Origin of the sequence: Aquipseudomonas guryensis (assembly GCF_014164785.1) — a bacterium.
Classification (GTDB): domain Bacteria; phylum Pseudomonadota; class Gammaproteobacteria; order Pseudomonadales; family Pseudomonadaceae; genus Aquipseudomonas; species Aquipseudomonas guryensis.
In genome coordinates this window covers 780,673-805,161 of the sequence record NZ_JACJFN010000001.1, presented here as the reverse complement: position 1 = coordinate 805,161, position 24,489 = coordinate 780,673, and the positions used below count along the sequence as shown (strand labels likewise).

The 24,489-nt window shown below is 65.1% G+C and carries 22 protein-coding genes and 1 other RNA gene; 14 read left to right on the top strand and 9 right to left on the bottom strand.

Annotation, left to right across the window (positions count from 1 at the left end):
- Positions 1 to 9 precede the first annotated feature (9 nt).
- The gene (locus H3H45_RS03640; protein WP_182832374.1) at positions 10 to 429 is read left to right on the top strand and encodes a flagellar basal body-associated protein FliL; all 420 of its coding nucleotides are present in this window, start codon (positions 10 to 12) and stop codon (positions 427 to 429) included.
- A gap of 150 nt (positions 430 to 579) precedes the next feature.
- Here the strand turns inward: H3H45_RS03640 and H3H45_RS03635 are convergent, their stop codons facing one another.
- The 5 genes from H3H45_RS03635 to H3H45_RS03615 all read right to left on the bottom strand — a co-directional run bounded on the left by H3H45_RS03635 (position 580) and on the right by H3H45_RS03615 (position 8,016).
- Positions 580 to 1,704, bottom strand: a complete 1,125-nt coding sequence (locus H3H45_RS03635; protein ID WP_182832373.1) for an ABC transporter permease — start codon at positions 1,702 to 1,704, stop codon at positions 580 to 582.
- A 1-nt stretch (position 1,705) separates the two neighbouring features.
- Positions 1,706 to 4,438 carry a ribosome-associated ATPase/putative transporter RbbA gene (gene rbbA / locus H3H45_RS03630; protein WP_182832372.1) on the bottom strand — a complete coding sequence of 911 codons (2,733 nt, stop codon included), beginning with the start codon at positions 4,436 to 4,438 and terminating at the stop codon, positions 1,706 to 1,708.
- Positions 4,435 to 5,505, bottom strand: coding sequence for an HlyD family secretion protein (locus H3H45_RS03625; protein WP_182832371.1), 1,071 nt, complete (start codon positions 5,503 to 5,505; stop codon positions 4,435 to 4,437). Before H3H45_RS03625 ends, rbbA begins: the two co-directional genes overlap by 4 nt.
- A gap of 135 nt (positions 5,506 to 5,640) precedes the next feature.
- The gene (locus H3H45_RS03620) at positions 5,641 to 7,515 is read right to left on the bottom strand and encodes a sensor domain-containing diguanylate cyclase (protein ID WP_182832370.1); all 1,875 of its coding nucleotides are present in this window, start codon (positions 7,513 to 7,515) and stop codon (positions 5,641 to 5,643) included.
- Positions 7,516 to 7,566: 51 nt separating this feature from the next.
- The gene (locus tag H3H45_RS03615) at positions 7,567 to 8,016 is read right to left on the bottom strand and encodes an EVE domain-containing protein (protein ID WP_182832369.1); all 450 of its coding nucleotides are present in this window, start codon (positions 8,014 to 8,016) and stop codon (positions 7,567 to 7,569) included.
- A 197-nt stretch (positions 8,017 to 8,213) separates the two neighbouring features.
- Between H3H45_RS03615 and H3H45_RS20265 the strand changes: the two genes are divergently transcribed.
- Complete coding sequence (locus H3H45_RS20265) at positions 8,214 to 8,345, top strand: hypothetical protein (RefSeq protein WP_268939306.1); 132 nt, start codon at positions 8,214 to 8,216, stop codon at positions 8,343 to 8,345.
- A 62-nt stretch (positions 8,346 to 8,407) separates the two neighbouring features.
- Here the strand turns inward: H3H45_RS20265 and H3H45_RS03610 are convergent, their stop codons facing one another.
- From H3H45_RS03610 to H3H45_RS03595, 4 genes are all read right to left on the bottom strand, one after another.
- On the bottom strand, positions 8,408 to 9,007 hold the full coding sequence (locus H3H45_RS03610; RefSeq protein WP_182832368.1) for a 5-formyltetrahydrofolate cyclo-ligase: 600 nt from the start codon (positions 9,005 to 9,007) through the stop codon (positions 8,408 to 8,410).
- Positions 9,008 to 9,015: 8 nt separating this feature from the next.
- A non-coding RNA gene (ssrS, locus tag H3H45_RS03605) (6S RNA) lies at positions 9,016 to 9,194 on the bottom strand.
- A gap of 33 nt (positions 9,195 to 9,227) precedes the next feature.
- Entirely contained in the window at positions 9,228 to 9,542 is a 315-nt protein-coding gene (locus H3H45_RS03600; protein ID WP_182832367.1) for a cell division protein ZapA, read from the bottom strand.
- Positions 9,539 to 9,748, bottom strand: coding sequence for a TIGR02449 family protein (locus H3H45_RS03595; protein WP_182832366.1), 210 nt, complete (start codon positions 9,746 to 9,748; stop codon positions 9,539 to 9,541). Before H3H45_RS03595 ends, H3H45_RS03600 begins: the two co-directional genes overlap by 4 nt.
- Before the next feature lie 190 nt (positions 9,749 to 9,938).
- On the opposite strand from H3H45_RS03595, the gene H3H45_RS03590 reads away from it, so the two are divergent.
- The 12 genes from H3H45_RS03590 (at position 9,939) to potE (ending at position 24,461) form a co-directional block, all read left to right on the top strand.
- Entirely contained in the window at positions 9,939 to 10,496 is a 558-nt protein-coding gene (locus H3H45_RS03590) for a YecA/YgfB family protein (protein WP_182832365.1), read from the top strand.
- Positions 10,497 to 10,510: 14 nt separating this feature from the next.
- Positions 10,511 to 11,845, top strand: coding sequence for a Xaa-Pro aminopeptidase (gene pepP, locus H3H45_RS03585; RefSeq protein WP_182832364.1), 1,335 nt, complete (start codon positions 10,511 to 10,513; stop codon positions 11,843 to 11,845).
- A 93-nt stretch (positions 11,846 to 11,938) separates the two neighbouring features.
- Positions 11,939 to 13,123, top strand: coding sequence for a 2-octaprenyl-6-methoxyphenyl hydroxylase (ubiH, locus tag H3H45_RS03580; protein WP_182832363.1), 1,185 nt, complete (start codon positions 11,939 to 11,941; stop codon positions 13,121 to 13,123).
- A 7-nt stretch (positions 13,124 to 13,130) separates the two neighbouring features.
- Positions 13,131 to 13,613 (top strand): DUF4442 domain-containing protein, encoded by a 483-nt coding sequence (locus tag H3H45_RS03575; RefSeq protein ID WP_407926671.1) that lies wholly within the window; start codon positions 13,131 to 13,133, stop codon positions 13,611 to 13,613.
- Between the two features lie 9 nt (positions 13,614 to 13,622).
- On the top strand, positions 13,623 to 14,840 hold the full coding sequence (locus H3H45_RS03570; protein WP_182832361.1) for a 2-octaprenyl-3-methyl-6-methoxy-1,4-benzoquinol hydroxylase: 1,218 nt from the start codon (positions 13,623 to 13,625) through the stop codon (positions 14,838 to 14,840).
- A 39-nt stretch (positions 14,841 to 14,879) separates the two neighbouring features.
- On the top strand, positions 14,880 to 15,206 hold the full coding sequence (locus tag H3H45_RS03565; protein ID WP_182832360.1) for a YceK/YidQ family lipoprotein: 327 nt from the start codon (positions 14,880 to 14,882) through the stop codon (positions 15,204 to 15,206).
- 79 nt (positions 15,207 to 15,285) lie between these two features.
- Positions 15,286 to 16,287 carry an extracellular solute-binding protein gene (locus tag H3H45_RS03560; RefSeq protein ID WP_182832359.1) on the top strand — a complete coding sequence of 334 codons (1,002 nt, stop codon included), beginning with the start codon at positions 15,286 to 15,288 and terminating at the stop codon, positions 16,285 to 16,287.
- A 75-nt stretch (positions 16,288 to 16,362) separates the two neighbouring features.
- Entirely contained in the window at positions 16,363 to 17,982 is a 1,620-nt protein-coding gene (locus tag H3H45_RS03555; RefSeq protein ID WP_182832358.1) for an ABC transporter permease, read from the top strand.
- Positions 17,983 to 18,166: 184 nt separating this feature from the next.
- Positions 18,167 to 19,249 carry a glycine cleavage system aminomethyltransferase GcvT gene (gene gcvT / locus H3H45_RS03550; protein WP_182832357.1) on the top strand — a complete coding sequence of 361 codons (1,083 nt, stop codon included), beginning with the start codon at positions 18,167 to 18,169 and terminating at the stop codon, positions 19,247 to 19,249.
- Between the two features lie 52 nt (positions 19,250 to 19,301).
- The gene (gene gcvH / locus H3H45_RS03545; protein ID WP_173210200.1) at positions 19,302 to 19,691 is read left to right on the top strand and encodes a glycine cleavage system protein GcvH; all 390 of its coding nucleotides are present in this window, start codon (positions 19,302 to 19,304) and stop codon (positions 19,689 to 19,691) included.
- 215 nt (positions 19,692 to 19,906) lie between these two features.
- On the top strand, positions 19,907 to 22,783 hold the full coding sequence (gene gcvP / locus H3H45_RS03540) for an aminomethyl-transferring glycine dehydrogenase (RefSeq protein WP_182832356.1): 2,877 nt from the start codon (positions 19,907 to 19,909) through the stop codon (positions 22,781 to 22,783).
- Positions 22,784 to 23,123: 340 nt separating this feature from the next.
- Positions 23,124 to 24,461 (top strand): putrescine-ornithine antiporter, encoded by a 1,338-nt coding sequence (gene potE, locus H3H45_RS03535; RefSeq protein ID WP_182832355.1) that lies wholly within the window; start codon positions 23,124 to 23,126, stop codon positions 24,459 to 24,461.
- Positions 24,462 to 24,489 lie beyond the last annotated feature (28 nt).

Sequence of the window (24,489 nt, the reverse complement as noted above, 5' to 3'; positions counted from 1 at the left end):
ACTGCCGTCGTGAAAATCTGGATCGCTCTGCTGTTGGCTCTGTCGTTGCCATTTACCGCTCTTGCCAGCGGTGGTGCAGAGGAAGAGAAGGAAGGCGAGAACGCGGTGCCCAAGGTGGCCTACTACAGTCTGGTCCCCGCCCTGGTTGGCAACTTCGGCGCTGGTCCGAAGCTGAAATTCTTCAAGGCCGATATCGCCCTGCGGGTGACCGGCACCGAGGCGGAAGAAAAGGTCGAGCACCATGAGCCGCTGATCCGCAACCAGCTGGTGATGCTGTTCTCCCAGCAGACAGAAGCCAGCATGGGCAGCCAGGACGCCAAGGAAAAACTGCGCCTGGAAGCGCTCAAGCAGGTACAGGACGCGCTCAACCAGGAAGAAGGCAAGCCCTACGTCGAGGACCTTTTGTTCAACAACCTGATCATCCAGTAAGAACCTATTTAGGATCTCTTGATCGTCGGCCAGGCTGTGTTGAAACGGGGCTCGGGCTGCTCATTTACAGCTCGTAAACTCCGCGCCCTCGTCCCGTTTCGCCTTGCCTGGCTCTAGCTCAAAAGTTCCTAAACAGGTTCTCACGCCAGCTCAGGCCATCTGCGCCAGGGTTTTACGGAAGCGCGTCATGGCGCCGAGGAAGAACAGCGTGCCGATCCCGGCTATGGCCAGCAGCTGCGGCCAGACGATTGAGAGCCCGGCACCGCGGTAGAGGATGGCTTGGGCCAGGTCGACGAAGTGGGTGGTCGGCGCCACCAGCATGATCTGTTGCACCAGCTCGGGCATGCTCTCGCGCGGCGTGGTGCCGCCGGAGAGGATCTCCAGCGGGATCAGCACGATGATGATCAGCAGGCCCAGCTGCGGCATCGAGCGCGCCACGGTGCCGAAGAAAATGCCCATCGAGGTGGTGGCGAACAGGTGCAGCGCGGCGCCGCCGAGAAACAGCGCCAGCGAGCCCTGGATCGGCACCTGCAGCCAACCTTGAACCACCAGCAGCAGCGACAGAGTCGTCGCCACCAATACCACTAGTCCCATCGACCAGACCTTGGCCAGCATGATTTCCAGCGGCGTCACCGGCATCACCAGCAGGTGTTCGATGGTGCCGTGTTCGCGCTCGCGGATCAGCGCGGCGCCGGTGAGGATGATCGACAGCATGGTGATCTGGTTGATCACCTCCATCACCGAGCCGAACCAGGTGCGCGTCAGGTTAGGGTTGAACGCCACCCGCACGGCCAGCCCGGCCTGCTGCGGCAGGTCGGCGCGGTAGCGGCGGACGAATTCGGCCACCTCGTTGATGCCTATATTCTGGATATAACCGGCGCCGGTGAAGGCCTGGCTGACTTGGGTGGCATCCACGTTGAGCTGAATCGCCGGGCTGCGGCCGGCCAAAACGTCGCGCTGGAAGTCCGGCGGGATGTTCAGGGTGAAGGTGTAGCGGCCGGCATCCATGCCACGGTCCATCTGGCTCAGGTCGATGCGTTCAGGGGTACGGAAGTAGGGTGGCTGAAAGGCCTGGATCAGCCGTTCGGAAAGCTGCGAGCGGTCTTCGTCGACCACCGCGATGGAGGCATGGTGCAGGCTCTCCGGCATGCTGGTGGCCGCCGAGTAGATGCCCAGGCTGAAGGCCCAGATGATCAGCAGCACCAGTGCGATATCGCGTTGCAGGCTGCGCAGTTCCTTGAGGCCGAGGTGGAAGATGTTCGCCAAACGTTCCATCTCAGACCTCCTGCTTCTTCAGGAAGGCCGCGCACAGCCCCAACAGCACGGGAATGGTGATCAGCAAGGGCAGGAAATAGGCGGACAGGTCGGCGAAGCCGAGCGCCTTGGAGAACACCCCGCGCGAGATCACCAGGAAATGCGAGGTCGGGTAGAGCTGGCCGATGAAGGCGCCGATACCTTCCAGCGAGGACACCGGGTAGATCAGCCCGGAGAACTGGATGGCCGGCAGCAGGGTAGCGATGGCCGTGCCGAACACTGCGGCGATCTGGCTCTTGGTGAAGGTCGACATAAGCAGGCCGAGGGCCGTGGAACAGCCCAGGTAGAGCAGCCCGCCGACCAACAGGGTCAGCGGGCTGCCCTTGAGCGGCACGTCGAACACGCTGATTGCCAGCAGCACCAGCAGGGTGAAGTTGAGCATGCCCAGGCCGATGTAGGGCAGCTGTTTGCCAAGGAGGAATTCCAGGCGCGTCACCGGGGTCACGTAGAGGTTGATGATCGAGCCCAGTTCCTTCTCGCGTACCACGCCGAGGGCGGTGAGCATGGCCGGGATCAACATCAGCAGCAGCGGGATCATCGCCGGTACCATGGCCTGGCGGCTCTCCACGTCCGGGTTGTAGCGGTAGCGCACTTCCAGCTCGGCCAGACTGGCAGCCTGTGTTTGTGCGGAGCGCTGCGCCAGGCTCTGCAGGTAGTCCTGGTGCAGGCCCTGGACGTAGCCCTTGATGGTTTCCGCGCGGGTCGGCATGGCGCCGTCGATCCACATACCGATCTGCGGGCTGTCGCCGCGCTTGAGGTCGCGGCCGAAGTGCGGCGGGATCTCCACCGCCAGGCTGATCTCGCCGCTGCGCATGCGCCGTTCCAGCTCGGCGTAGTCGTGCAGCGGTGCCTGTTCGAGGAAGTAGCGCGAGCCGGCCAGGTTCAGGTGGTACTCCTGGCTGGTGGTGGTCTGGTCGCGGTCGAGCACGGCGAAGGTCAGGTCTTCCACGTCCAGGCTGATGCCGTAGCCGATGATGAACAGCAGCAGCACGGTGCCGAGCAGCGCCATGCCACCGCGGAGCGGGTCGCGGCGCAGCTCCAGGGTCTCTCGGTGGGCATAGCTGAATAGCCGGCGCAGACTGAAACGCTGGCGCGGCGCCGGGCGCGGCGGCGAAGCCGGCGCTGGGGCCGGCGGCTCGGCCGGGCTCGGCTGGCCCTGGCCCTGGCCGACGGCATCCTCCAGGTAGGCGATGAAGGTCGCCTCCAGGGTCGGCAGGCCGCGTTTGGTCATCAACCCCTGTGGCGTGTCGCTGTCGAGCACCTTGCCGGCGTGCATCAGCGAGATGCGGTCGCAGCGTTGCGCTTCGTTCATGAAATGGGTTGAGATGAAAATGGTCACTCCGTCCTGACGCGACAGGTCGAGCATCAGCTGCCAGAAGCCGTCGCGCGCCACCGGGTCGACACCCGAGGTGGGCTCGTCGAGGATCAGGATCTCCGGTTTGTGGATCACCGCCACGGCCAGCGACAGGCGTTGGCGAATGCCCAGCGGCAGGCGCTCGGGGAGCATGTCCATGACCGCATCCAGCGAGAAACGGCTGGCCATCTCGGCTACCCGCGCCTCGATCTGCGCGGCGGGCACATGGAACAGCTGGGCGTGCAGCACCAGGTTCTGCCACACCGTCAGCTCGCCATACAGGGAGAACGACTGCGACATGTAGCCGACCCGCTTGCGCGTGGCCATGTCCTTGGCCTGGATCTGCTGGCCGAACAGCAGCGCCTCGCCCTCACTGGCCGGCAGCAGGCCGGTGAGCATCTTCATGGTGGTGCTTTTGCCGCAGCCGTTGGAGCCGAGGAAGCCGAAGATCTCGCCGCGCTCGATGCGAAAATCCACCCGGTCGACCGCGACGAAATCGCCGAAACGCATGCTCAGGCCGCGCGCCTCGATGGCGATTTCCTGCTGCCCCGCTGCGCGCGGCGGGATGACCAGGGCGCGGTGGTCCTTGCGCCTGTCTTCCGGCAGTAGCGCAATGAATGCCTGCTCCAGGCTGGCGCAGGCGGTGCGCTCGCGCAGTTGCTGCGGGCTGCCGGTGGCGAGGATGCGCCCGCCGTCCATGGCCACCAGGTGGTCGAAGCGTTCGGCTTCTTCCATGTAGGCGGTGGCCACCAGCACGCTCATCTGTGGGCGCTGGGCGCGGATGCGGCCGATCAGCTCCCAGAACTGGTTGCGCGACAGCGGGTCGACCCCGGTGGTCGGCTCGTCGAGGATCAGCAGGTCGGGGTCGTGGATCAGCGCGCAGCACAGTCCCAACTTCTGCTTCATGCCGCCGGACAGCTTGCCCGCCGGGCGCTCGCGGAAGGGCGTCAGGCCGGTGCTGCGCAGCAGCTCATCGATGCGTTGGGCGCGCTCGGCCGGGCCCTGGCCGAACAGGCGGCCGAAGAAGTCGAGGTTCTCGAATACCGACAGGGTTGGGTAGAGGTTCTTGCCCAGGCCCTGGGGCATGTAGGCGATATGCGGGCAGGTGCGCCGGCGATGGCCGCGGCTGGCCATGTCGCCGCCGAGCACCTCGATCTGCCCGCTCTGCATTTCGCGGGCGCCGGCCAGCAGCGCCAGCAGGCTGGACTTGCCGACGCCGTCCGGGCCGATCAGGCCGACCATGCGCTGCGCCGGGATTTCCAGGCTCAGTGCATCCAGCGCGCAGGTCTTGCCGTAGCGCAGGCTGACGTCGATCAGCCGGGCTACCGGGGGCGTGCTCATTGCGGAACCTTGACCGCCAGGTGTTCAGGCCATTCGATGGCCGGGTCCAGGCGCAGATAAGCCATGCCGGGGACGCCGGTCTTGACGTGCTCCAGATGGCGCTGCAGAAGGTCGGGGTCGATGCGCGCCTTGATGCGAAACATCAGCTTTTCCCGCTCGCTGGCGGTTTCCACGGTCTTCGGGGTGAACTGGGCAACGCTGGCCACATAGCTGACCTTGGCCGGGATCACGTACTGCGGCGCGGCATCGATCACCAGGCGTACTTCGCTGCCGAGGGCAACCAGACCGGCCTGGCGCTCGGGGAGGAAGAAGGTCATGTAGACATCGCCCAGGTCGACCAGATTGAGTAGCTTGCCGCCGGCACCGATCACCTCGCCGGGCTGGCTTACCCGGTACTGCACGCGACCGGCGCGCGGTGCCTTGAGCAGGCTGTCGTCGATGTCCACCTGCAGGCGGGTGACGCTGGCCTTGGCCGCCTCCACCGCCGATTGCGCTTCGATCACCTGGGACTGTGCAGCGACGATGCCGGCCGCCGCCGAGTTGACCTGCGAACGCGCCGCGGCCAGGGCCGCTTCGGCGCTTTGCAGGTGCGCCAGGTCATCATCCAGTTGCTGGCGGGCCATGGCGTCGCGCTTGACCAGCACGGCGGTGCGCGCGTGGCGTTTCTGTGCGGCGGAGAGTTCGGCCTGGCGCTGGCGCACCACGGCCTCGGCGGTGACCTTCTCGCTTTCACGCAGGGTGACCTGGGCGCTGGCTGTCAGCTGGCTGTTTTCGGCCTGGCGCATTTGCGCCTGGGCCTGGGCCAACTGGGCTTCGAGTACCTGAGTGTCCATGCGTGCAACGATCTGCTGGGCCTGGACAAAATCGCCTTCGTCGACCGCGATGCTGGCGATGCGTCCGCCGAGCTTGGCGGCCACGTCGACTTCGGTGGCTTCGATGCGGCCGTTGCCGCTGGCAAAGCCCTCGCCCAGGCCTCTGGGATAGAGCTCGTACCAAGTCAGTGCGGCTATGACGGCAAGACTGGTAATGATTGTGCCGCGGACGATCCAGGGGTTACGCGTGGCCATGTTCATCCTTGTCTCGGTTGGCGTGGCAATAACGCAGCGCTGCCATTGAGGCAGGACGCGCAAGCGGTTATCTGTGCTGCGAGCCATTCTGCGCGGATTGCTCTGGCCCGCGCTTGATACAGGTCAAGCCCGTCCTCAGGTGACGGGTGGTTCTGACGGGCTATAGCTGGAGGCTTGTGCGGCATTCCAGATGCGGGTCTGGTTGCGGCCGCCGTGTTTGGCCTGGTACAGCGCCTGGTCGCTGCGGGCTATCAGGCTGCCGGGGTTTTCCTCATTGGCCGGTTCGGCGACGGCCAGGCCAATGCTCAGGGTCAGGTACTGCTGCGGGCTGCCGGGGTGGGGGATGGCCAGGTTGGCGATCAGTTCGTGAACCCGCGCGGCCACATGCTCGCCACCCTCCAGGCCGGTGTTGGTGAGAATGATGGAGAACTCCTCGCCGCCGTAGCGACAGGCCACGTCGCCCTCGCGTTGCAGGCATTCCTGCAGCACGTTGGCGACCTTGCGCAGCACATCGTCACCGGCCAGGTGGCCGAGCGCATCGTTGTAGGCCTTGAAGTGGTCGATATCGATCATTAGCAGGGTCATCGGTGCGCCGATCCGCCGTAGGCGCCGCCATTCGGCCTGCAGCTGCTGATCGAAGAAGCGTCGGTTGTACAGACCGGTCAGGCCATCCAGCTGCGACAGGCGTTGCAGTCGCGCCTCCAGGGCCAGGCGCTCGCGGTTATCGCGGGACACGGCGATCAGGTATTCGCGCTCATGCAATTGCACCAGCTGGGTATTGATCTCGGCGGCCTGGCTGCTGCCGTCGCGGCGGCGCATCTCGCGCTGGAAGATGCGCGGTTGGTTGTCCTGCTGGGCGCTGCGGGCCTGTTTCAGCCATGTGTGGAAGCCTGGCAGCAGCTGTTCGGGGTCATTGCGCAGCAGCTGGGCGAAGTGCTCGGCACGGTAACCAAGGCTGGCATAAGTGGCCTGGTTCATGTGCAGCAGCTCGCGGCTTTCGGTATCGAAGATGAACAGGCTGTCCTGGCAGGAGTCGGTGAGGTCGAGCACCAGTTGCAGGCGCTCGCGGCTGTCGCGCAGGCGACGTTCGACGGCTTCGCGGCGGGTGGCCTCGATTTTCAGCAGGCGATTGCTCACCTGCAGGGCCTCGGCGCGCCGGGCATTTTCCAAGGCCAGGGCCAGGGCGGCGACCAGCAGCAGGCTGATGGCCAGGCTGGCGCCCAGCACCACCTGTGGCAGTGGTGAGTTGAGACGCTGCAGGAGCGCCTGGGTTGGATTCAGCTGCAGGCTGAAGGTGTGGTTGTTGAGCAGTTTCAATGCCACGCGCTGGGGCATCTGCGCCAGGCTACCCTGCGCCTGGTGGCTGTACAGGGGTCTGTCGTTTTCCAGCAGCTGCACGCTGAATTCGTCGCTGTCGAGGCCGTCGAGCAACTGCTTCATCAGCGGCTCGACGCGAAACACGCCCTGCAGGAAACCGTCGAACTGGCGCTGGCCCTGGGCATCCTTGAGAAACAGGGGCGTATAGAGGACGAAACCGCGGCCGCCCTGAACCAGCTGAAAACTGTTGGAGAAGCGTTGTTCACCAGTGTTTTTGGCCTGCATGGCCAGGGGGTAGTTGGGGTGATCGGCAGTCAGGCGAAAATTCTGCGCCGCCTCGTTGCCCGCCAGCGGCAGCAGCCAGCGCATGCGCAGATCGGCGCCGACCCACTGGATCGACTGATAGGCTGAAAAGCCCTGCAGGGCCATGTTCGCTTCGTGTGCCCATTCGGCCTGTTGTAGGCGGCCCAGGTTGTTCCACAGGCGGGCGATGCGCTCGAGGCTTTCCACCTCGATGCTCAGGTTGTTTTCCAATTGCCGGGCGAGGGTGCGTGCCTGGTAGCCGACGTGTTCCTCCAGGCGCTTGTGCTGGTCGCTTTCCAGCAGGCGCCAGAGCAGCAGGCTGGCACTACACAGCACCAGCAGGAGGAAGGCCAGCGCCAGTCTTGCCGGCCAGACCGAGCGTGCGCGCATGAGGAGACTCCAGGAGCGTCCTGATCCTGATAGCACAGTGCCGTGCGAGACTCAACGCATGGTCAGGATTGCCGCCCATTGCTCGCTGCTGACCGGCATCACCGATAGCCGGCTACCGCGTTGCACCAGGGCCAGTTCGCTCAGTTCACTAGCGGCTTTCAACTGAGCCAGTGGCAGCACGCGCGGGAAGGCTTCGACGAACTCCACGTCGATGGCACTCCACGGGTTCTTCTCGTAACTGGCCTTGGCGTCGAAGTAGTGGCTGGCGGGGTCCAGGGCGGTTGGGTCGGGGTAGGTGGCTCCGACGATGCAGGCAATCCCGGCGATGCCCGGTTCGGGACAGCTGGAGTGGTAAAAGAAGAACTCATCGCCCGCCTGCATGCTGCGCAGGAAGTTGCGCGCCTGGTAATTACGCACCCCATCCCAGCGCGCGCGACCGAGGCGCTGCAGGTCATGGATCGACAGTTCGTCGGGTTCGGATTTCATCAGCCATTTAGGCATGAACTTTGCTCCTGTTTGCCGGTCTTCGATGGCGTAGTTCAAATCGTTCTCGCTATCGACAGCTATAAGGTGCCAGCAGTGGTTAGGTCCAAAGTGCTCCGCAGAGAGCAGAAGGCCAGCCTGGCGCCTCGCATGACCAATAAGAACACCACCACCGGTCAGTCGATGCAGTGTGCCTGGAAAGGGGGAGGCAACCAATGAAGCGTAAAAAGCCGGATCTATTGTGGGTACTGGTGATCCTGTTCAGTCTGGGCATGGTTACCACGGGTTACACCCAGAATCTCTGGGAGCGTCAGGGCGAACAGGCGATTAGCCAGTCTCAGCCGTAAACGCAAGACGAATGAGCGCCGCAGGGATCGCGGTGCCATCGTTGTCTCTCGCCAGTAGGCGTTCAGTCGTACCAGCCGCCATCCGTCACTACCGCCTGTAGCCGCACGTCCCAGCTGGCCAGTTTCAGCCTGTCCACTTTCTGGCATTCATGGGCCAGTCCCAACAGTGTCGGCTTGTGCCAATTTTTGCGCAGCTGGCGATAGGCCAGTTGCCGATCATAGAAACCACCGCCCATGCCCAGGCGCCCGCCCTGCTCGTCGAAACCGACCAGCGGTAGCAGGATCAGGTCCAGGGTCCAGGCGCGGCGTTGGCGCTTGGGGTTCGTTCGTGGCTCGGCGATGCGAAAGCGATTAGCTGCCATTTGATCGTGCAACTGCAGGCGCTGGAAACGCATTCTGGTGCGTGGCCAACGGCTGAGCACCGGCAGGTAGACAGCCTTGCCGCGAGCCTGGGCGGTACGCAGCAGCGGTCGCGGATCGATCTCGCCATCAGTGGGCAGGTACAGGGCGATATGGCGGGCGCGGCGAAACAGCGGATGCTGGGCCAACTGCCGATAGAGCGCGCGGGCGGCCTGTTTCTGTTGCACGGGGGAGAGGTTGCGGCGCGCCTGGCGCAGCTGGCGGCGCAGAACCGGGCGGGATAAATTGCCGGCTTCAAGCATGGAAATGAGGACTCCCCGGTTATGCCGCTGTCGGGTTAGCCCTTGAACCCGAAAGTTCAAGGTGGAGATTGCAGGAGGCGTTCAGGCTTTCCGTCAGGCGGACATGCACACCGGCCCCACTTGCAACCCCCGTGGTTGTGCGTATCGGCTCAGGGACATCACCGACTGGCAAACACACCAGGGAGCTGGCGCGAGTATACCCCAATCGCCCGCTCTGCAATCAGATGCCGAGGCCATCCTGATCGGTGGCCAGGGCGCTGTCGACACGGCTGAGCAGATCGCGCACCCGCTCGCGGGTGTGGTCGGCTTCCTGATCCAGGCGCTGCTGCTTGTGCAGCAGGTCGTGGGTGATGTTCAGCGCGGCCATCACGGCAATGCGGTCGGCGCCGATGACTTTGCCGCCGGAGCGGATCTCGCGCATCTTGCCGTCCAGATAGCGCGCAGCGCTTTCCAGGTTGCTGCGTTCGTCTGGCGGGCAGGCGATGCAGTATTCCTTGTCGAGGATGTGTACGGTGACGGTGTTCGGCTGGGTCATGTGTCCTGCTCCAGGGCTTTCAGGCGCGAAATCATCGATTCGACCTTGTGCCGGGCCAGTTCGTTCTTTTCGATCAGATGGGCGCGTTCCTCGCGCCAGGCCTTCTCACTGGCCAGCAGGGCACGGTTCTGCGACTTGAGCTGCTCCACGCGCTGGATCAACAGCTCCAGCTTGCGTGTAAGGGCTTGCAGTTCGAGGTCTTCCATGGGCTCCCTACCTGGGTGATGAGTGGCGGAACTATAAAGGATTGCCGGGCTTGAGATGCGACCGTATCGCGATTCTCGCTGGCTGGCCGCGGCCCGCTGACGCAGGGCTTCGATGGTCTTGCCGCGCCTGCCGGTGCTAGGATACGAAGCCTCCATTCTAGACATTGCGCTGCCTAGCGCCTAGCTGCCCATGACCTCTTCGAATTCGCCGTACTCCGCTTTCGCCGCCCTGCTCGCCAGCAGCGGCAAACCCGTTTCCCCCGCCGAGCTGCATGGCCTGCTGCTCGGTCGCAGCTGCGCCGGTGCCGGCTTCGAACCCGAGGCCTGGATTCAGGACGCCGCCGAGCTGCTCGGCGACGAGCCGGCCGACAACGTGCGCCAGGCACTGATCGGCCTGCAGGAAATGGTCAAGGGCGAGCTGACCGGCAGCGACATCACCGTGGTCCTGCTGCTGCCCGCCGACGATGCGCCGCTGGTCGAGCGCGCCCAGGCCCTGGGTCAGTGGTGCCAGGGCTTCCTCGACGGCTTCGGCATGATCCTCGGCAGCACCGCGCTGAGCGGCGAGGCCATGGAAGTGCTGCAGGACCTGTCCGCCATCGCTCAGGTGCAGAGCGCCCTGGAAGAGTCCGAAGACGGCGAGAACGATTACATGGAAGTGATGGAATACCTGCGTGTTGCCCCGCTGCTGCTGTTCACCGAGTGCGCCAAGCTGGCGCCGGTGGCGGCGGCCAAACCTTCCCTGCATTAAGGTCGGATATCGCCATGGTCAGCATCCCCAAGTCGGAATACGCCCGGCGGCGCAAGGCGCTGATGGCGCAGATGGAACCCAACAGCATCGCCATCCTGCCGGCGGCGCCGGTGTACATCCGCAACCGCGATGTCGAGCATGTCTACCGCCAGGACAGCGACTTCCAGTACCTCAGCGGCTTCCCCGAGCCGGAAGCGGTGCTGGTGCTGATCCCCGGACGGGCCCATGGCGAATACGTGATGTTCTGCCGCGAGCGTGACCCGGAGCGCGAGCTGTGGGACGGTCTGCGCGCCGGCCAGGACGGGGCGATCAGCCAGTTCGGCGCCGACGATGCCTTCCCCATCGGCGATATCGACGACATCCTGCCCGGCCTGATCGAAGGCCGCGAGCGCGTCTACTACGGTATCGGGCGTAATCAGGAGTTCGACCACCGGTTGATGGAGTGGGTCAACGTGATCCGTTCCAAGGCCCGCCAGGGCGCCACCCCGCCCAACGAATTTGTCGCCCTCGACCATGTGTTGCACGACATGCGCCTGTACAAGTCGGCCAATGAAGTGAAGGTGATGAGGGAAGCCGCCGAGATCAGCTCGCGTGCACACATCCGCGCCATGCAGGCCAGCCGTGCCGGCCTGGCCGAGTACCACCTGGAAGCCGAGCTGGACTACGAGTTCCGCAAGGGCGGGGCGAAGATGCCGGCCTACGGCTCGATCGTTGCTGCCGGCAAAAACGCCTGCATCCTGCACTACCGCGAGAACGATGCGCCGCTCAAGGATGGCGATCTGGTGCTGATCGACGCCGGCTGCGAGATCGACTGCTACGCCAGCGACATCACCCGCACCTTTCCGGTCAGCGGCAAATTCTCGCCCGAGCAAAAGGCCATCTACGAGCTGGTGCTGAAGGCCAACGAGGAGGCGTTCAAGCACATCGCCCCTGGCAAGCACTGGAACGAAGCCCACGAGGCTACCGTCCGGGTCATCACCGCCGGCCTGGTCGAGCTGGGCCTGCTCGAAGGTCAGGTCGACGAGCTGATCGCTGCCGAAGCCTACAAACCCTTTTACATGCACCGTGCCGGCCACTGGCTGGGCATGGACGTGCACGATGTCGGCGAATACAAGGTCGGTGGCGAGTGGCGCGTGCTCGAAGTGGGCATGGCGATGACGGTCGAGCCGGGCATCTATATCGCCGTGGACAACCAGAACGTGGCCAAGAAGTGGCGCGGCATCGGCGTGCGCATCGAGGATGACGTGGTGGTGACCAAGAGCGGTTGCGAAATCCTCACCACCGGCGTGCCGAAGACGGTCGCCGAGATCGAGGCGTTGATGGCTGCCGCCCGCAGCCAGGCGGCTTGAGCCGATGAAGCGGGTGCAGCTGGCGATTATCGGTGGTGGTATTGATCGGCTCGGCGCCAGCCTGATGCTGGTGTTGCCAGCGGGAGCGGCCTGATGGCGCGGGTACAGCTGGCTATTATCGGCGGTGGCTTGGTCGGCGCGAGCCTGGCCCTGGCTCTGCAAGCGGGGGCCAAGGCGCGTGGCTGGCAGATTGTGCTGGTCGAGCCGTTCGCCCCTGGCGACAGTTACCAGCCCAGCTACGACGCGCGCTCCACGGCGTTGTCCTACGGCACCCGGCAGATCTACGAGCGCCTTGGCCTGTGGCCGGCGATCAGCCCGCGGGCCGAGGCGATCACCCAGATCCATGTCTCCGACCGCGGCCGCTTTGGCGCCGCGCGCCTGAGTGCCGAGGACGAAGGGGTAGCGGCCCTCGGCTATGTGGTGGAAAACGCCTGGCTCGGCCACTGCCTGTGGCAGGCCCTCGACCGCGACGTGGTGAGCTGGCGCTGCCCGGCCGAAGTCACCCGCCTGCAGGCCCTCGGTGATGGCTACCGGCTGACCCTCAATAATGAGGAAATCCTTGACTGCGACCTCGCCGTGCTGGCCGATGGCGGGCGTTCCGGCCTGCGCGAGCAGCTGGGTATTGCGGTGCGGCACACGCCTTATGGGCAGACGGCGCTGATCGCCAATATCAGCCCCACCGAGCGGCACGCCGGCCAGGCCTTCGAGCGCTTCACCGACGAAGGGCCGATGGCCATGCTGCCACTGGCGGACAACCGCTGTGCGCTGGTCTGGACCCGTCCCGGTAATGACGCCGCGCGCCTGCAGGCGCTGGACGAGCGCGCCTTCCTTGCCGAGCTGCAGCAGGCCTTCGGCTACCGCCTCGGCGCCTTGCGTCAGGTTGGTGCCCGGCATACCTATCCGTTGGCACTGGTCGAGGCCCAGGAGCAGGTGCGCCCGCATCTGGTGGTGCTCGGCAATGCCGCGCACAGCCTGCACCCGGTGGCGGGGCAGGGTTACAACCTGGCCCTGCGTGACACCCTGGCCCTGGCCGACTGTCTGCTGGCCAGCCCGGCGCCGCTTGGCGATTTCGCCACCCTGCAACGCTACCTGAGCGTCCAGCAGCAGGATCAGGCGCTGACCGTCGGCTTCTCCGACCGGGTTACCCGCCTGTTCGGCCGCAACGAGTCGTTGCTGGTGGCCGGGCGCACCCTCGGTCTGCTCGGGCTCGACCTGTTGCCGCCGGCCAAACGCTGGTTCGCCCGCCAGGCCATGGGCCTGGGTACCCGTGCCCTCTAGGATGCCCATGAGTAACCGCCGACTGGCCCGCAAGGCGCGTTTGCTGCGCTGGGCGATGAACCTCTACCCGCCCTATCTGGGCGCGGGTATCCGCGTATTGAAGATGGCCCCGGACCTGCGTGAGATCCGGATTCGCATGGGCTTGGGCTGGTACAACCGCAACTATGTCGGCACCCAGTTTGGCGGTTCGCTGTATTCCATGACCGATCCCTTCTTCATGCTGATGATCATGGAAAACCTCGGCCGCGATTACATCGTCTGGGACAAGGCCGCGCACATCGACTTCGTCGCGCCGGGCAAGGGGCCGGTGTTTGCCGATTTCCATATCGACGAGACCCTGCTGAGCGACATTCGCAGCCATACCGCCCAGGGCGACAAGTATTTGCCCGAACTCAAGGTGGAAGTGCGCGATGCGGCGGGCAGCCTGGTCGCCATCGTGCACAAGACTCTCTACATCCGTCTCAAGCCGCGTGTGCGGCAAGTGGCATAAGGAACAGCGATGCAAGCGGATCTGATCATCGTGGGCGCCGGTATGGTTGGCAGCGCCCTGGCCCTGGCTCTGGAACACAGCGGCCTGGATATCCTGGTGGTCGACGGCGGCCCGCTGAGCATCAAACCCTTCGCGGCCGACGCCGCCTTCGAACCACGGGTCAGCGCGCTGTCCGCCGCCAGCCAGCGCATTCTCGAACGCCTTGACGTGTGGCCGGGGATCGCCGCGCGACGCGCTTCGGCCTACTGCGATATGCAGGTGTGGGACGGCTCCGGCACCGGCAGCGTGCATTTCTCCGCCGCCAGCGTGCATGCCGAGACCCTCGGTCATATCGTCGAGAACCGCGTGGTCCAGGATGCCTTGCTCGAACGTCTGCACGACAGCCGCCTGGGCCTGCTCGGCAATGCGCGTCTGGAGCAGCTGCGCCGCTCCGGTGATGGCTGGTTGCTCAAACTGGCCGATGGTCGTGAGCTGCGTTCGACGCTGCTGGTGGCCGCCGACGGCGCCAACTCGGCGGTGCGCCGCCTGGCCGGTTGCGCCACCCGCGAATGGGATTACCTGCACCATGCCATCGTCACCAGCGTGCGCTGCGCCCGCCCGCACCAGGCCACGGCCTGGCAGCGCTTCACCGACGACGGCCCGCTGGCCTTCCTGCCGCTGCGGCGTGGCGACGATGACCACTGGTGTTCGATCGTCTGGTCGGCGGTGCCGGCCGAGGCCGCCCGGCTGATGGCGCTGGACGACGAAGCGTTTCGCCACGAGCTGGGCAAGGCCTTCGAGTGGCGCCTGGGCGAGGTCAGCCAGGTCGACCCGCGCCTGTGCATCCCGCTGCGCCAGCGCCACGCCAAGCGCTACGTGGAAAGCGGCCTGGCGCTGATCGGCGACGCCGCCCACAGCATCCATCCGCTGGCCGGGCAGGGCGTCAATCTCGGTTTCCTCGATGCCGCCGTGCTGGCCGAGGTGCTGCTGCATGCCCTCGAGCGCGGCGAACAACCCAACGACGTGCGCGTGCTCAGCCGCTATGAGCGCCGGCGCATGCCGCACAACCTGGCGATGATGGCGGCCATGGAAGGCTTCGAGCGCCTGTTCCAGGCCGATCCGCTGCCACTGCGCTGGCTGCGTAACAGCGGCCTGAACTGGGTCGACGACTTGCCGGAGGCCAAGGCGCTGTTCGTTCGCCAGGCGCTGGGGTTGTCCGGTGATCTGCCGGTGTTGGCGCGGGCCTGAGGTCAAGGCGATTGTTCTTCAAGGATGAAAGGAAGCAGTATGTTGAAACCCATTTTCCGGGTAGCGCTTGCGTTGCTCTTGCTGGTTGCTGCTACAGGTTGCGGCACCCTGGTTGCGCGAGTGGGTGGGGCGCAAGCCTCACACCCGGTGGATACCTACAAGAGCACCAATAGCGATCTGTTGTCCCTGGGCATACGCAGCGGCGCTAGTGGTAGCGGCAATCCCGAGGCATTGCTCTGCTGGATGATGATTGTCTGCCCGCTTGTCGTCGTCGCATCCCTTCCTATAGACGTGTTGATCGATACCGCGCTCTTGCCAGTCGATGCGTTAGCCGAAGAAGAGCAGAGAGGATCGGCACCTTTGTAACAGGAGCTGGCTTATCTGTTGAGAAACTAAATAGTATTCACTACTATTCGGCTCCTTCTTCTCAACATGAGGCGGCATCATGCAGGCTCGCACTGGTCTTATCGCTACCCTGGCTCTCACCGCACTGGCTTCCAGCGTCCAGGCGGCCGATGAAGTGGTGGTCTACTCCGCGCGTATCGACGAGCTGATCAAGCCGGTGTTCGACGCCTACACCGCCAAGACCGGCGTCCAGGTGAAGTTCATCACCGACAAGGAAGCGCCGCTGTTGGCCCGCCTCAAGGCCGAAGGGGCCAATACCCCGGCCGATCTGCTGATCACCGTGGATGCCGGCAACCTCTGGCAGGCTGAGCAGGAAGGCGTGCTCAAGCCGCTGCAGTCCGAGGTGATTGCGGCCAACATCCCGCCGCAGTATCGCTCCAGCACCGGTGCCTGGACTGGCCTGTCGCTGCGCGCGCGGACCATTTTCTACTCCACCGAGCGCGTCAAGCCGGAAGAGCTGTCGACCTACGAAGCCCTGGCTGACAGCAACTGGGAAGGCCGCCTGTGCCTGCGCACCAGCAAGAAGGTCTACAACCAGTCGCTGACCGCCACCCTGATTGAAACCCATGGCGAAGCCAAGGCCGAAGAGATCGTCAAAGGCTGGGTCAACAACCTGGCTACCGACGTGTTCGCCGACGACACCGCCCTGCTGCAGGCCATCGACGCCGGCCAGTGCGACGTAGGCATGGCCAACACCTACTACTACGGCCGCCTGCACAAGCAGCAACCGTCGCTGAAAGTGAAGCCGTTCTGGCCGAACCAGGCCGACCGTGGCGTGCACGTCAACCTGTCCGGCGCCGGCGTGACCCTGCATGCACCGCATGCCGAGCAGGCGCAGAAGCTGCTGGAGTGGATGACCAGCGCCGAAGCGCAAAGCCTGTTCGCCGACGTCAACCAGGAATACCCGGCCAACCCGGCGGTCAAGCCGTCTGCCGAAGTGGCTGCCTGGGGCAGCTTCAAGGCCGACAGCGTGCCGATGGAAGTAGCCGGCAAGCGCCAGGCCGAGGCTACCAAGCTGATGGATCGCGCCGGCTGGAACTGATTTTCGTCCAAGCTGGTTATACTCGACGCCCCGGCTAGTCCGGGGCGTTCTGTTTTCTGCCGTCGAGGAAGTTGCGTGGCCCATCCCGCCCAGCGTCGCTGGTACCCCATCGCTTTTGCCATCGCCGCCCTGGTCCTGCTGCCGCTGTCGGTGTTGCTGCTGTCCTGGCATGAGGTCGATCAGAGCATCTGGGCCCACCTGTGGCAGACGCAATTGCCGCGTCTGCTGGGCAATACCCTGCTGTTGGTGGTGGGGGTCGGCACGGGCGTGGTACTGCTGGGTGTCAGCCTGGCCTGGCTGACCAGCCTCTGCGAGTTCCCCGGGCGGCGCTGGCTGGATTGGGCGCTGATGCTGCCATTCGCCATCCCTGCCTATGTGCTGGCCTTCGTCTTCGTCGGCCTGCTGGACTTTGCCGGGCCGCTGCAGACCCTGGCCCGCGACTGGTTTGGCAGCGGCCTGCGCTTCCCGCGAGTGCGCTCCAGTGGCGGGGTGATCATCGTCCTGGTGCTGGTGTTCTATCCCTACGTCTACCTGCTTGCCCGTGGCGCCTTTCTGGCCCAGGGCAAAGGCCTGATGGAGGCGGCGCGCGTGCTCGGCCAGTCGCCCTGGCAGGCGTTCTGGAGTGTCGCCCTGCCGATGGCGCGCCCGGCCATCGGTGCCGGCCTGGCCCTGGCGATCATGGAGACCCTGGCCGACTTCGGCGCGGTCTCGGTATTCAACTTCGATACCTTCACCACCGCCATCTACAAGACCTGGTACAGCTTCTACAGCCTGTCCAGCGCCACCCAGCTTGCCAGTCTGCTGCTGCTGGCGGTGCTGCTGGTGCTGTATGGCGAGCGCCGTGCGCGGGGCGCCACGCGTCCGGCCAGCGAACGTCCGCGCGGCCAGCCGTTGTATCACCTGCGCGGCTGGAAGGCGGCGCTGGCCAGCGGCTGGTGTGGCCTGGTGTTCACCTGCGCCTTCGTCGTGCCGCTGGCACAGCTGCTGGTTTGGTTCTGGCAGCGCGGCCGTTTCGACCTGGATGAGCGTTATGTCGGGTTGATTCTGCACACTCTTTATCTGGGTGGCCTGGCAGCGTTGCTCACGGTGAGCGTCGCCCTGCTGCTGGCCTTCGCCCGCCGCCAGGCTCCGACTCGTGGCATGCACGCCGCAGTGGGCCTGGCCAACCTCGGCTATGCGCTGCCCGGCTCGGTGCTGGCGGTGGCGGTGATGCTGGCGTTCAGTTACCTGGACAACCATCTGGTCATCCCCTTCTCCAGCTGGCTGGGCGGGGCCGGCAAGCCGTTGCTGCTGGGCAGTCTGGGCGCCTTGCTGCTGGCCTATCTGGTGCGCTTCATGGCGGTCGCCTATGGCCCGCTGGAGAACAGCCTGGCGCGCATTCGCCCGTCATTGCCACAGGCTTCGCGCAGCCTTGGCGTGGGTGGTCCGCAGCTGTTCCTGCGGGTCTATCTGCCGCTGCTGGTGCCGGGTGCGCTGAGCGCCGCGCTGCTGGTGTTCGTCGACGTGCTCAAGGAAATGCCGGCGACCCTGCTGATGCGCCCCTTCGGCTGGGACACCCTGTCGGTACGGGTGTTCGAGATGACCAGCGAGGGCGAGTGGGCACGTGCCGCGCTGCCGGCACTGAGCCTGGTACTGGTCGGCCTGCTGCCGGTGATAGGCCTGATTCGCCGCTCGGCCCGCCAACCGGGGCACTAGTTCCAGGCGCTGTGCCTCGCTCGTCTGTGCTTCGCCCGGCCTTGACCGGTCGGTCATTTTGCGAGATGACCAGACGCCTTTGCGGGGCTACAATGCGCGCCTGCTGACGCAGCCCGACCATGAACCCCGTATCCGCTGCAGGCCAAGGCCGGCGCGGGCGGGCGTCTAGCGCAAGGAGTTACCCATGGGACAGCGTACCCCTCTGTACGAACAGCATCTGGCGCTTGGCGCCAAGATGGTCGATTTCGGTGGCTGGGACATGCCACTGCACTACGGCTCGCAAGTCGAGGAACACCATCAGGTGCGCCGTGACTGCGGCGTGTTCGACGTTTCCCACATGACCGTGGTCGATGTCACCGGCCCTCAGGCGCAGGCCTGGCTGCAGTACCTGCTGGCCAACGACGTGGCGCGTCTGAAAACTCCGGGCAAGGCGCTCTACAGCGGCATGCTCAACGAGCGCGGCGGCGTGGTCGATGACCTCATCGTCTACCTCACCGACTGGGGCTACCGCGTGGTCGTCAATGCCGCCACCCGCGACAAGGACCTGGCCTGGATGCAGGCGCACACCGCCGGCTTCGACGTCACCCTGGCTGAGCGCGCCGAACTGGCCATGCTCGCCATCCAGGGCCCGCAGGCCCGCGCCAAGACCGCTGAGCTGGTCAGCGCCGCGCGCGCCGCGATCATCAACGAACTCAAGGTGTTCCAGGGCCTGCCGGAAGGCGACTGGTTCATCGCCCGCACCGGCTACACCGGTGAAGACGGCCTGGAAATCATGCTGCCGGCCGAACAGGCCGCGGCCTTCCTCAGCGAGCTGGTCGGTGCCGGCATCGCCCCTATCGGCCTTGGCGCGCGCGACACCCTGCGCCTGGAAGCCGGCATGAACCTGTATGGCCAGGACATGACCGAGGACGTTTCGCCGCTGGCCGCCAACATGGCCTGGACCATTGCCTGGGAGCCGGCCGAGCGCAACTTCATTGGCCGCGCCGCCCTGGAAAGCCAGCGCGCCGCCGGTGACCAGCCCAAGCTGGTCGGCCTGGTGCTGGAAGAGCGCGGCGTGCTGCGCGCCCACCAGGTGGTACGCATCGAAGGCGTCGGCGAAGGCGAAATCACCAGCGGCAGCTTCTCGCCGACCCTCGGCAAGTCCATCGCCCTGGCCCGCGTACCAGCGGCCACCGGCGAACGCGCCGAAGTGGAGATTCGCGGCAAGTGGTACCCGGTGCGCGTCGTACAAGCGAACTTTGTGCGTAACGGCAAAGCCACTATTTAACTGCTAACTTTTCCGGGCGGGCTACCCGCCACCTGATCCTGAGGACATCCTGATGAGCACTATCCCCGCCGATCTGCGTTTTGCTGCCAGCCACGAGTGGGCCCGCCTGGAAGCGGATGGCACCGTCACCGTGGGTATTTCCGACCACGCTCAGGAAGCCCTGGGTGATGTGGTCTACGTCGAACTGCCGGAAGTCGGCAAGCAGCTGGCCGCTGGTCAGGAAGCCGGGGTGGTGGAGTCGGTGAAAGCCGCTTCGGACATCTACGCGCCGATCGCCGGTGAAGTCATCGCGGTCAACGAAGCCCTCAGCGACAGCCCCGAGCAGGTCAACGGCGAACCCTACGCCGCCTGGTTCTTCAAGCTGCAGCCGAGCAACGCCGCCGACCTCGACAGCCTGCTGGATGCCGCCGGCTATCAAGCCGCCTGTGAGGCCGACGCCTGAGAAGCGGCCAGGATCTGCTGCGCGTCGGCCAGACGTCGTTGGAAGCCGCCTCGGGGTGCTCATTTACAGCACGTAAACTCCGCCCCCTCGGCCACTTCCGCCTAGCCTGGCTCTAGCTCGCGAGATCCTGATCCGCTTCTACGATCACCGCCCAGGTCATATTCGTTGTCGAGCCTCGATTCGTCGAGGCTCTGTCATTTCCCGAGAGCCACACCATGTCCCAGACGCCCCGTCTCGCCCAGTTGCACCAGCCCGATGCCTTCCTCCGTCGTCACCTCGGCCCCGATGCCGGCGAGCAGCAGGCCATGTTGTCCGTCCTCGGCGTGGCCGACCGCGACGAACTGATCGTGCAGACGGTGCCACCGGCCATCCGCCTGAATGGCCCGCTGGCTCTGCCGGCGGCACTGGACGAGCAGGGCGCCCTGGCCAAGCTCAAGGGTTATGCCCAGCAGAACCAGCAGTGGACCAGCCTGATCGGCATGGGCTACCACGGCACCCTGACCCCGACCGTGATCCTGCGCAACGTGCTGGAGAACCCGGGCTGGTACACCGCCTACACCCCCTACCAGCCGGAAATCGCCCAGGGTCGCCTGGAGGCGCTGCTGAACTTCCAGCAGCTGACCATCGACCTCACCGGCCTCGACCTGGCCAGTGCCTCGCTGCTCGACGAAGCTACCGCTGCCGGTGAAGCCATGGCCCTGGCCAAGCGCGTGGCCAAATCGAAGAGCAACCTGTTCTTTGTTGACGAGAACTGCCACCCGCAGACCATCTCCGTGGTGCAGACCCGTGCCGAAGGCTTCGGCCTGGAAGTGCGGGTCGGCAATCTCGATGAGCTGAGCCAGCACCAGGTATTCGGCGCCCTGCTGCAGTACCCGGACACCCACGGCGAGATCCGCGACCTGCGTCCAATCATTGCCGCGCTGCATGCCCAGCAGGCCCTGGCCTGCGTCTCCGCCGACCTGCTGTCGCTGCTGCTGCTGACCCCGCCGGGTGAGCTGGGCGCCGACGTGGTGTTCGGTTCGGCCCAGCGCTTCGGCGTGCCGATGGGCTACGGTGGTCCGCACGCGGCCTTCTTCGCCACCAGCGATGCCTACAAGCGCGCCATGCCCGGCCGCATCATCGGCGTGTCCAAGGATGCCCGTGGCAACACCGCCCTGCGCATGGCTCTGCAGACCCGCGAGCAACATATCCGCCGCGAGAAGGCCAACTCCAACATCTGCACCTCGCAGGTTCTGCTGGCCAACATCGCCAGCTGCTACGCCGTCTACCACGGCCCCGCCGGCCTCAAGCAGATCGCCCAGCGCGTGCACCGGCTGACCGCCATCCTCGCCGCCGGTCTGGCGCAGAAGGGTGTGCAGCGCGACAACCAGTACTTCTTCGACACCCTGACCCTGGAAGTTGGCGGCATGCAGACCGCCATCATCGAGTCGGCCAAGGCGGCGCGCATCAACCTGCGCATCCTTGGCCGCGGCAAGCTGGGTGTCAGCCTGGACGAAACCTGCAGCGCGCAGACCGTCGAGCAGTTGTTCGCCATCTTCCTCGGCGCCGACCACGGCCTGAGCGTTGCCGAACTGGACGCCAGTGAGCTGCCGCAGGGCATCCCGACCGAGCTGCTGCGTACCTCGGCCTACCTGACGCACCCGGTGTTCAACACGCACCACAGCGAAACCGCCATGCTGCGCTACCTCAAGCGCCTGGAGAACAAGGACCTGGCGCTGAACCAGTCGATGATCCCGCTGGGCTCCTGCACCATGAAGCTCAACGCCACCAGCGAGATGATCCCGATCACCTGGCCGGAATTCGCCAGCCTGCACCCCTTCGTGCCGGCCGAGCAGGCCCAGGGTTACAAGTTGATGATCGACGAGCTGGAAGAGTGGCTGCGCGCCATCACTGGGTTCGACGCCATCTGCACCCAGCCCAACTCCGGCGCCCAGGGCGAGTACGCCGGCCTGCTGGCGATCCGCAAGTACCACCAGAGCCGTGGCGATGGCCACCGCGACATCTGCCTGATCCCGGCCTCGGCCCACGGCACCAACCCGGCCTCGGCGCAGATGCTAAGCATGCGCGTGGTGGTGGTGGACTGCGACGCCGCCGGCAACGTCGACCTCGCCGACCTCAAGGCCAAGGCCGCCGAGGCCGGTGACAAGCTGTCCTGCCTGATGATCACCTACCCCTCGACCCACGGCGTGTACGAGGAAGGCATCCGCGACATCTGCGATGTGGTGCATGCCCACGGTGGCCAGGTGTACATGGACGGCGCCAACCTCAACGCCCAGGTCGGCCTGGCGCGTCCGGCCGATATCGGTGCCGACGTGTCGCACATGAACCTGCACAAGACCTTCTGCATCCCCCACGGCGGTGGCGGCCCGGGCATGGGCCCGATCGGTGTGCGCGCGCACCTGGCGCCGTTCGTTGCCAACCACCCGGTGATCGAGCTGGAAGGCCCGAACCCGCAGAACACTGCGGTCAGCGCCGCGCCCTGGGGCAGCGCGAGCATCCTGCCGATCAGCTGGATGTACATCGCCATGATGGGCCCGCAACTGGCTGATGCCACCGAAGTGGCGATCCTTAACGCCAACTACCTGGCCAGCCAGCTGACCGGCGCCTTCCCGGTGCTCTACACCGGGCGTAATGATCGCGTCGCGCATGAATGCATCCTCGATCTGCGTCCGCTCAAGGCGGAAACCGGGATCAGCGAGGAAGACGTCGCCAAGCGCCTGATGGACTACGGCTTCCACGCGCCGACCATGTCCTTCCCGGTGGCGGGCACGTTGATGATCGAGCCGACCGAGAGCGAGTCTAAGGAAGAGCTGGATCGTTTCATCAGCGCCATGCTCAGTATCCGTGCCGAGATCGCCAAGGTCGCCAGCGGCGAATGGCCGGCCGAGAACAATCCGCTGAAGAACGCCCCGCACACCCTGGCCGATGTCACCGGCGTGTGGGAACGGCCGTACAGCATCGAGGAAGCGGTGACCCCGTCCGCGCACACCCGCGCGCACAAGTACTGGCCGGCGGTGAACCGTATCGACAACGTGTTCGGCGACCGCAACCTGTTCTGCGCCTGTGTGCCGATGGACGACTACCGCGAGTAATTCACGCGAGTGCCATGAAAACCGCCTTCGGGCGGTTTTTTATTGCCGGCGATTTTTCCTGCACAAGCGGTTGCAGCTGCAAACTCCTGCGCATATGGGCCAGGCTGCGGAGAAAAGCCGGAGTCCGCTCAGGGCTTTGCTACGCTCTTGATCTGGGGCAGGGCGATAAATCTTTTTGCAGTCATAGTGCTCCAGAGTAGCGGACATGGCGGATGCGGCGGGGGAGGCCGGATCGGCAGCGCTGCGCTACACATCAGGCTACTCACTATCCACGTTGCCTGCTTCCGGCTCTCGAGATGCCGGCGCCGGTTGCGTGTGGCAATCGATCAGGGAGTCTTCGATGGCTGAAGCCAGCAAGAAAATGAGCCTGGTGGGGCTTACCACCCTGGTAGCGGTGAACATGATGGGCTCCGGCATCATCATGCTGCCGTCGAGCATGGCGCAGCTGGGGGCGGTGTCGCTGCTGTCATGGATCATCACGGCCATCGGTTCCATGGCCATCGCCTACTGCTTCGCCCAGTGCGGCATCTACTGCCCGCGCTCCGGCGGCATGTCGGCATACAGCGAGGAGGCGCACGGCAAATCGGCGTTCTTTCTCTGCTCGTTTCTCTATTTCCTCTCGCTGGCCATCGGCAACGTAGCCATCGGCATTTCCGCAGTGGGCTACCTGACGCCGTTCTTTCCCTGGCTGGGCAGCGGTGCCATTCCGCTGTTTATCGGCACGGTCGGGCTGATCTGGCTGACCACGGTGGCCAACTTCGGCGGCCCGAGCATCACCGGCAAGATCGGCGCGATCACCGTCTGGGGGGTGATCATCCCGGTGGCGGGGCTCAGCGTGATCGGCTGGTTCTGGTTCGACGCCAGCGTGTTCGCCGCCGCCTGGAATCCGAACAACCTGGCCACCAGCGATGCCATCGCGCAGAGTATTCCGCTGACCCTGTGGGCCTTCCTCGGCATGGAGTCGGCGGCGCAGAACTCCGACGCGGTGGACAATCCCAAGCGCAACGTGCCGCTGGCCTGCCTGTTTGGAACCCTCGGTGCGGCAGTGGTGTACATCCTCTCGACCACGGTGATCCAGGGCATCATCCCCAATGCCGAGCTGGCCAACTCCAGCGCGCCGTTCGCCTATGTCTACGCGCAGATGTTCAACCCGCTGGTCGGCAACATCATCATGATCCTCGCGGTGATGGCCTGCATCGGCTCGCTGCTGGGCTGGCAGTTCACCCTCGGCCAGACCGCCAAGGTCACCGCCGAGGAAGGCATGTTTCCCAAGCTGTTCGCCCGGGTCAGCAAGCTGGATGCCCCGATCATCGGCATGATCGCCTGCGCGGTGTTGCAGACCCTGCTGGCCCTCTCGACTATCTCGCCGAATGCCAGCGAGCAGTTTGGCAAGCTGGTCAACCTGGCTGCGGTGACCAACCTGATTCCCTATGTCACCGCGCTCTCCGGGTTGCTGGTGATCATGTACAAGGCCCAGGTCGGCGCGGCGATCTTTACCCGCAACGTGGCGGTGCTGCTGGTGGCGATGTTCTATTGCTATTACGCCCTGTATGCCTCGGGCAAGGATGCGGTGTTCGGTGCGGCGATTGTCCTGGTCATCGGCTATCTGCTGTACGGCTTCATTTCCCGGCGTTTTGTCGAGCCGCCGGTTGCACCCGTGCCTAGCGGCAAGCGTTAGGCGTGGCGCAGATATCAGTTTTCGGGGA

What these genes read in the sequence shown, in the direction of transcription:
- H3H45_RS03635 (WP_182832373.1), bottom strand. Translation starts at nt 1,704, where the DNA reads ATGGAACGTTTGGCGAACATCTTCCACCTCGGCCTCAAGGAACTGCGC.
- rbbA (WP_182832372.1), bottom strand. Translation starts at nt 4,438, where the DNA reads ATGAGCACGCCCCCGGTAGCCCGGCTGATCGACGTCAGCCTGCGCTAC.
- H3H45_RS03625 (WP_182832371.1), bottom strand. Translation starts at nt 5,505, where the DNA reads ATGGCCACGCGTAACCCCTGGATCGTCCGCGGCACAATCATTACCAGT.
- H3H45_RS03620 (WP_182832370.1), bottom strand. Translation starts at nt 7,515, where the DNA reads ATGCGCGCACGCTCGGTCTGGCCGGCAAGACTGGCGCTGGCCTTCCTC.
- H3H45_RS03615 (WP_182832369.1), bottom strand. Translation starts at nt 8,016, where the DNA reads ATGCCTAAATGGCTGATGAAATCCGAACCCGACGAACTGTCGATCCAT.
- H3H45_RS20265 (WP_268939306.1), top strand. Translation starts at nt 8,214, where the DNA reads ATGAAGCGTAAAAAGCCGGATCTATTGTGGGTACTGGTGATCCTGTTC.
- H3H45_RS03610 (WP_182832368.1), bottom strand. Translation starts at nt 9,007, where the DNA reads ATGCTTGAAGCCGGCAATTTATCCCGCCCGGTTCTGCGCCGCCAGCTG.
- H3H45_RS03600 (WP_182832367.1), bottom strand. Translation starts at nt 9,542, where the DNA reads ATGACCCAGCCGAACACCGTCACCGTACACATCCTCGACAAGGAATAC.
- H3H45_RS03595 (WP_182832366.1), bottom strand. Translation starts at nt 9,748, where the DNA reads ATGGAAGACCTCGAACTGCAAGCCCTTACACGCAAGCTGGAGCTGTTG.
- H3H45_RS03590 (WP_182832365.1), top strand. Translation starts at nt 9,939, where the DNA reads ATGACCTCTTCGAATTCGCCGTACTCCGCTTTCGCCGCCCTGCTCGCC.
- pepP (WP_182832364.1), top strand. Translation starts at nt 10,511, where the DNA reads ATGGTCAGCATCCCCAAGTCGGAATACGCCCGGCGGCGCAAGGCGCTG.
- ubiH (WP_182832363.1), top strand. Translation starts at nt 11,939, where the DNA reads ATGGCGCGGGTACAGCTGGCTATTATCGGCGGTGGCTTGGTCGGCGCG.
- H3H45_RS03575 (WP_407926671.1), top strand. Translation starts at nt 13,131, where the DNA reads ATGAGTAACCGCCGACTGGCCCGCAAGGCGCGTTTGCTGCGCTGGGCG.
- H3H45_RS03570 (WP_182832361.1), top strand. Translation starts at nt 13,623, where the DNA reads ATGCAAGCGGATCTGATCATCGTGGGCGCCGGTATGGTTGGCAGCGCC.
- H3H45_RS03565 (WP_182832360.1), top strand. Translation starts at nt 14,880, where the DNA reads ATGTTGAAACCCATTTTCCGGGTAGCGCTTGCGTTGCTCTTGCTGGTT.
- H3H45_RS03560 (WP_182832359.1), top strand. Translation starts at nt 15,286, where the DNA reads ATGCAGGCTCGCACTGGTCTTATCGCTACCCTGGCTCTCACCGCACTG.
- gcvT (WP_182832357.1), top strand. Translation starts at nt 18,167, where the DNA reads ATGGGACAGCGTACCCCTCTGTACGAACAGCATCTGGCGCTTGGCGCC.
- gcvH (WP_173210200.1), top strand. Translation starts at nt 19,302, where the DNA reads ATGAGCACTATCCCCGCCGATCTGCGTTTTGCTGCCAGCCACGAGTGG.
- gcvP (WP_182832356.1), top strand. Translation starts at nt 19,907, where the DNA reads ATGTCCCAGACGCCCCGTCTCGCCCAGTTGCACCAGCCCGATGCCTTC.
- potE (WP_182832355.1), top strand. Translation starts at nt 23,124, where the DNA reads ATGGCTGAAGCCAGCAAGAAAATGAGCCTGGTGGGGCTTACCACCCTG.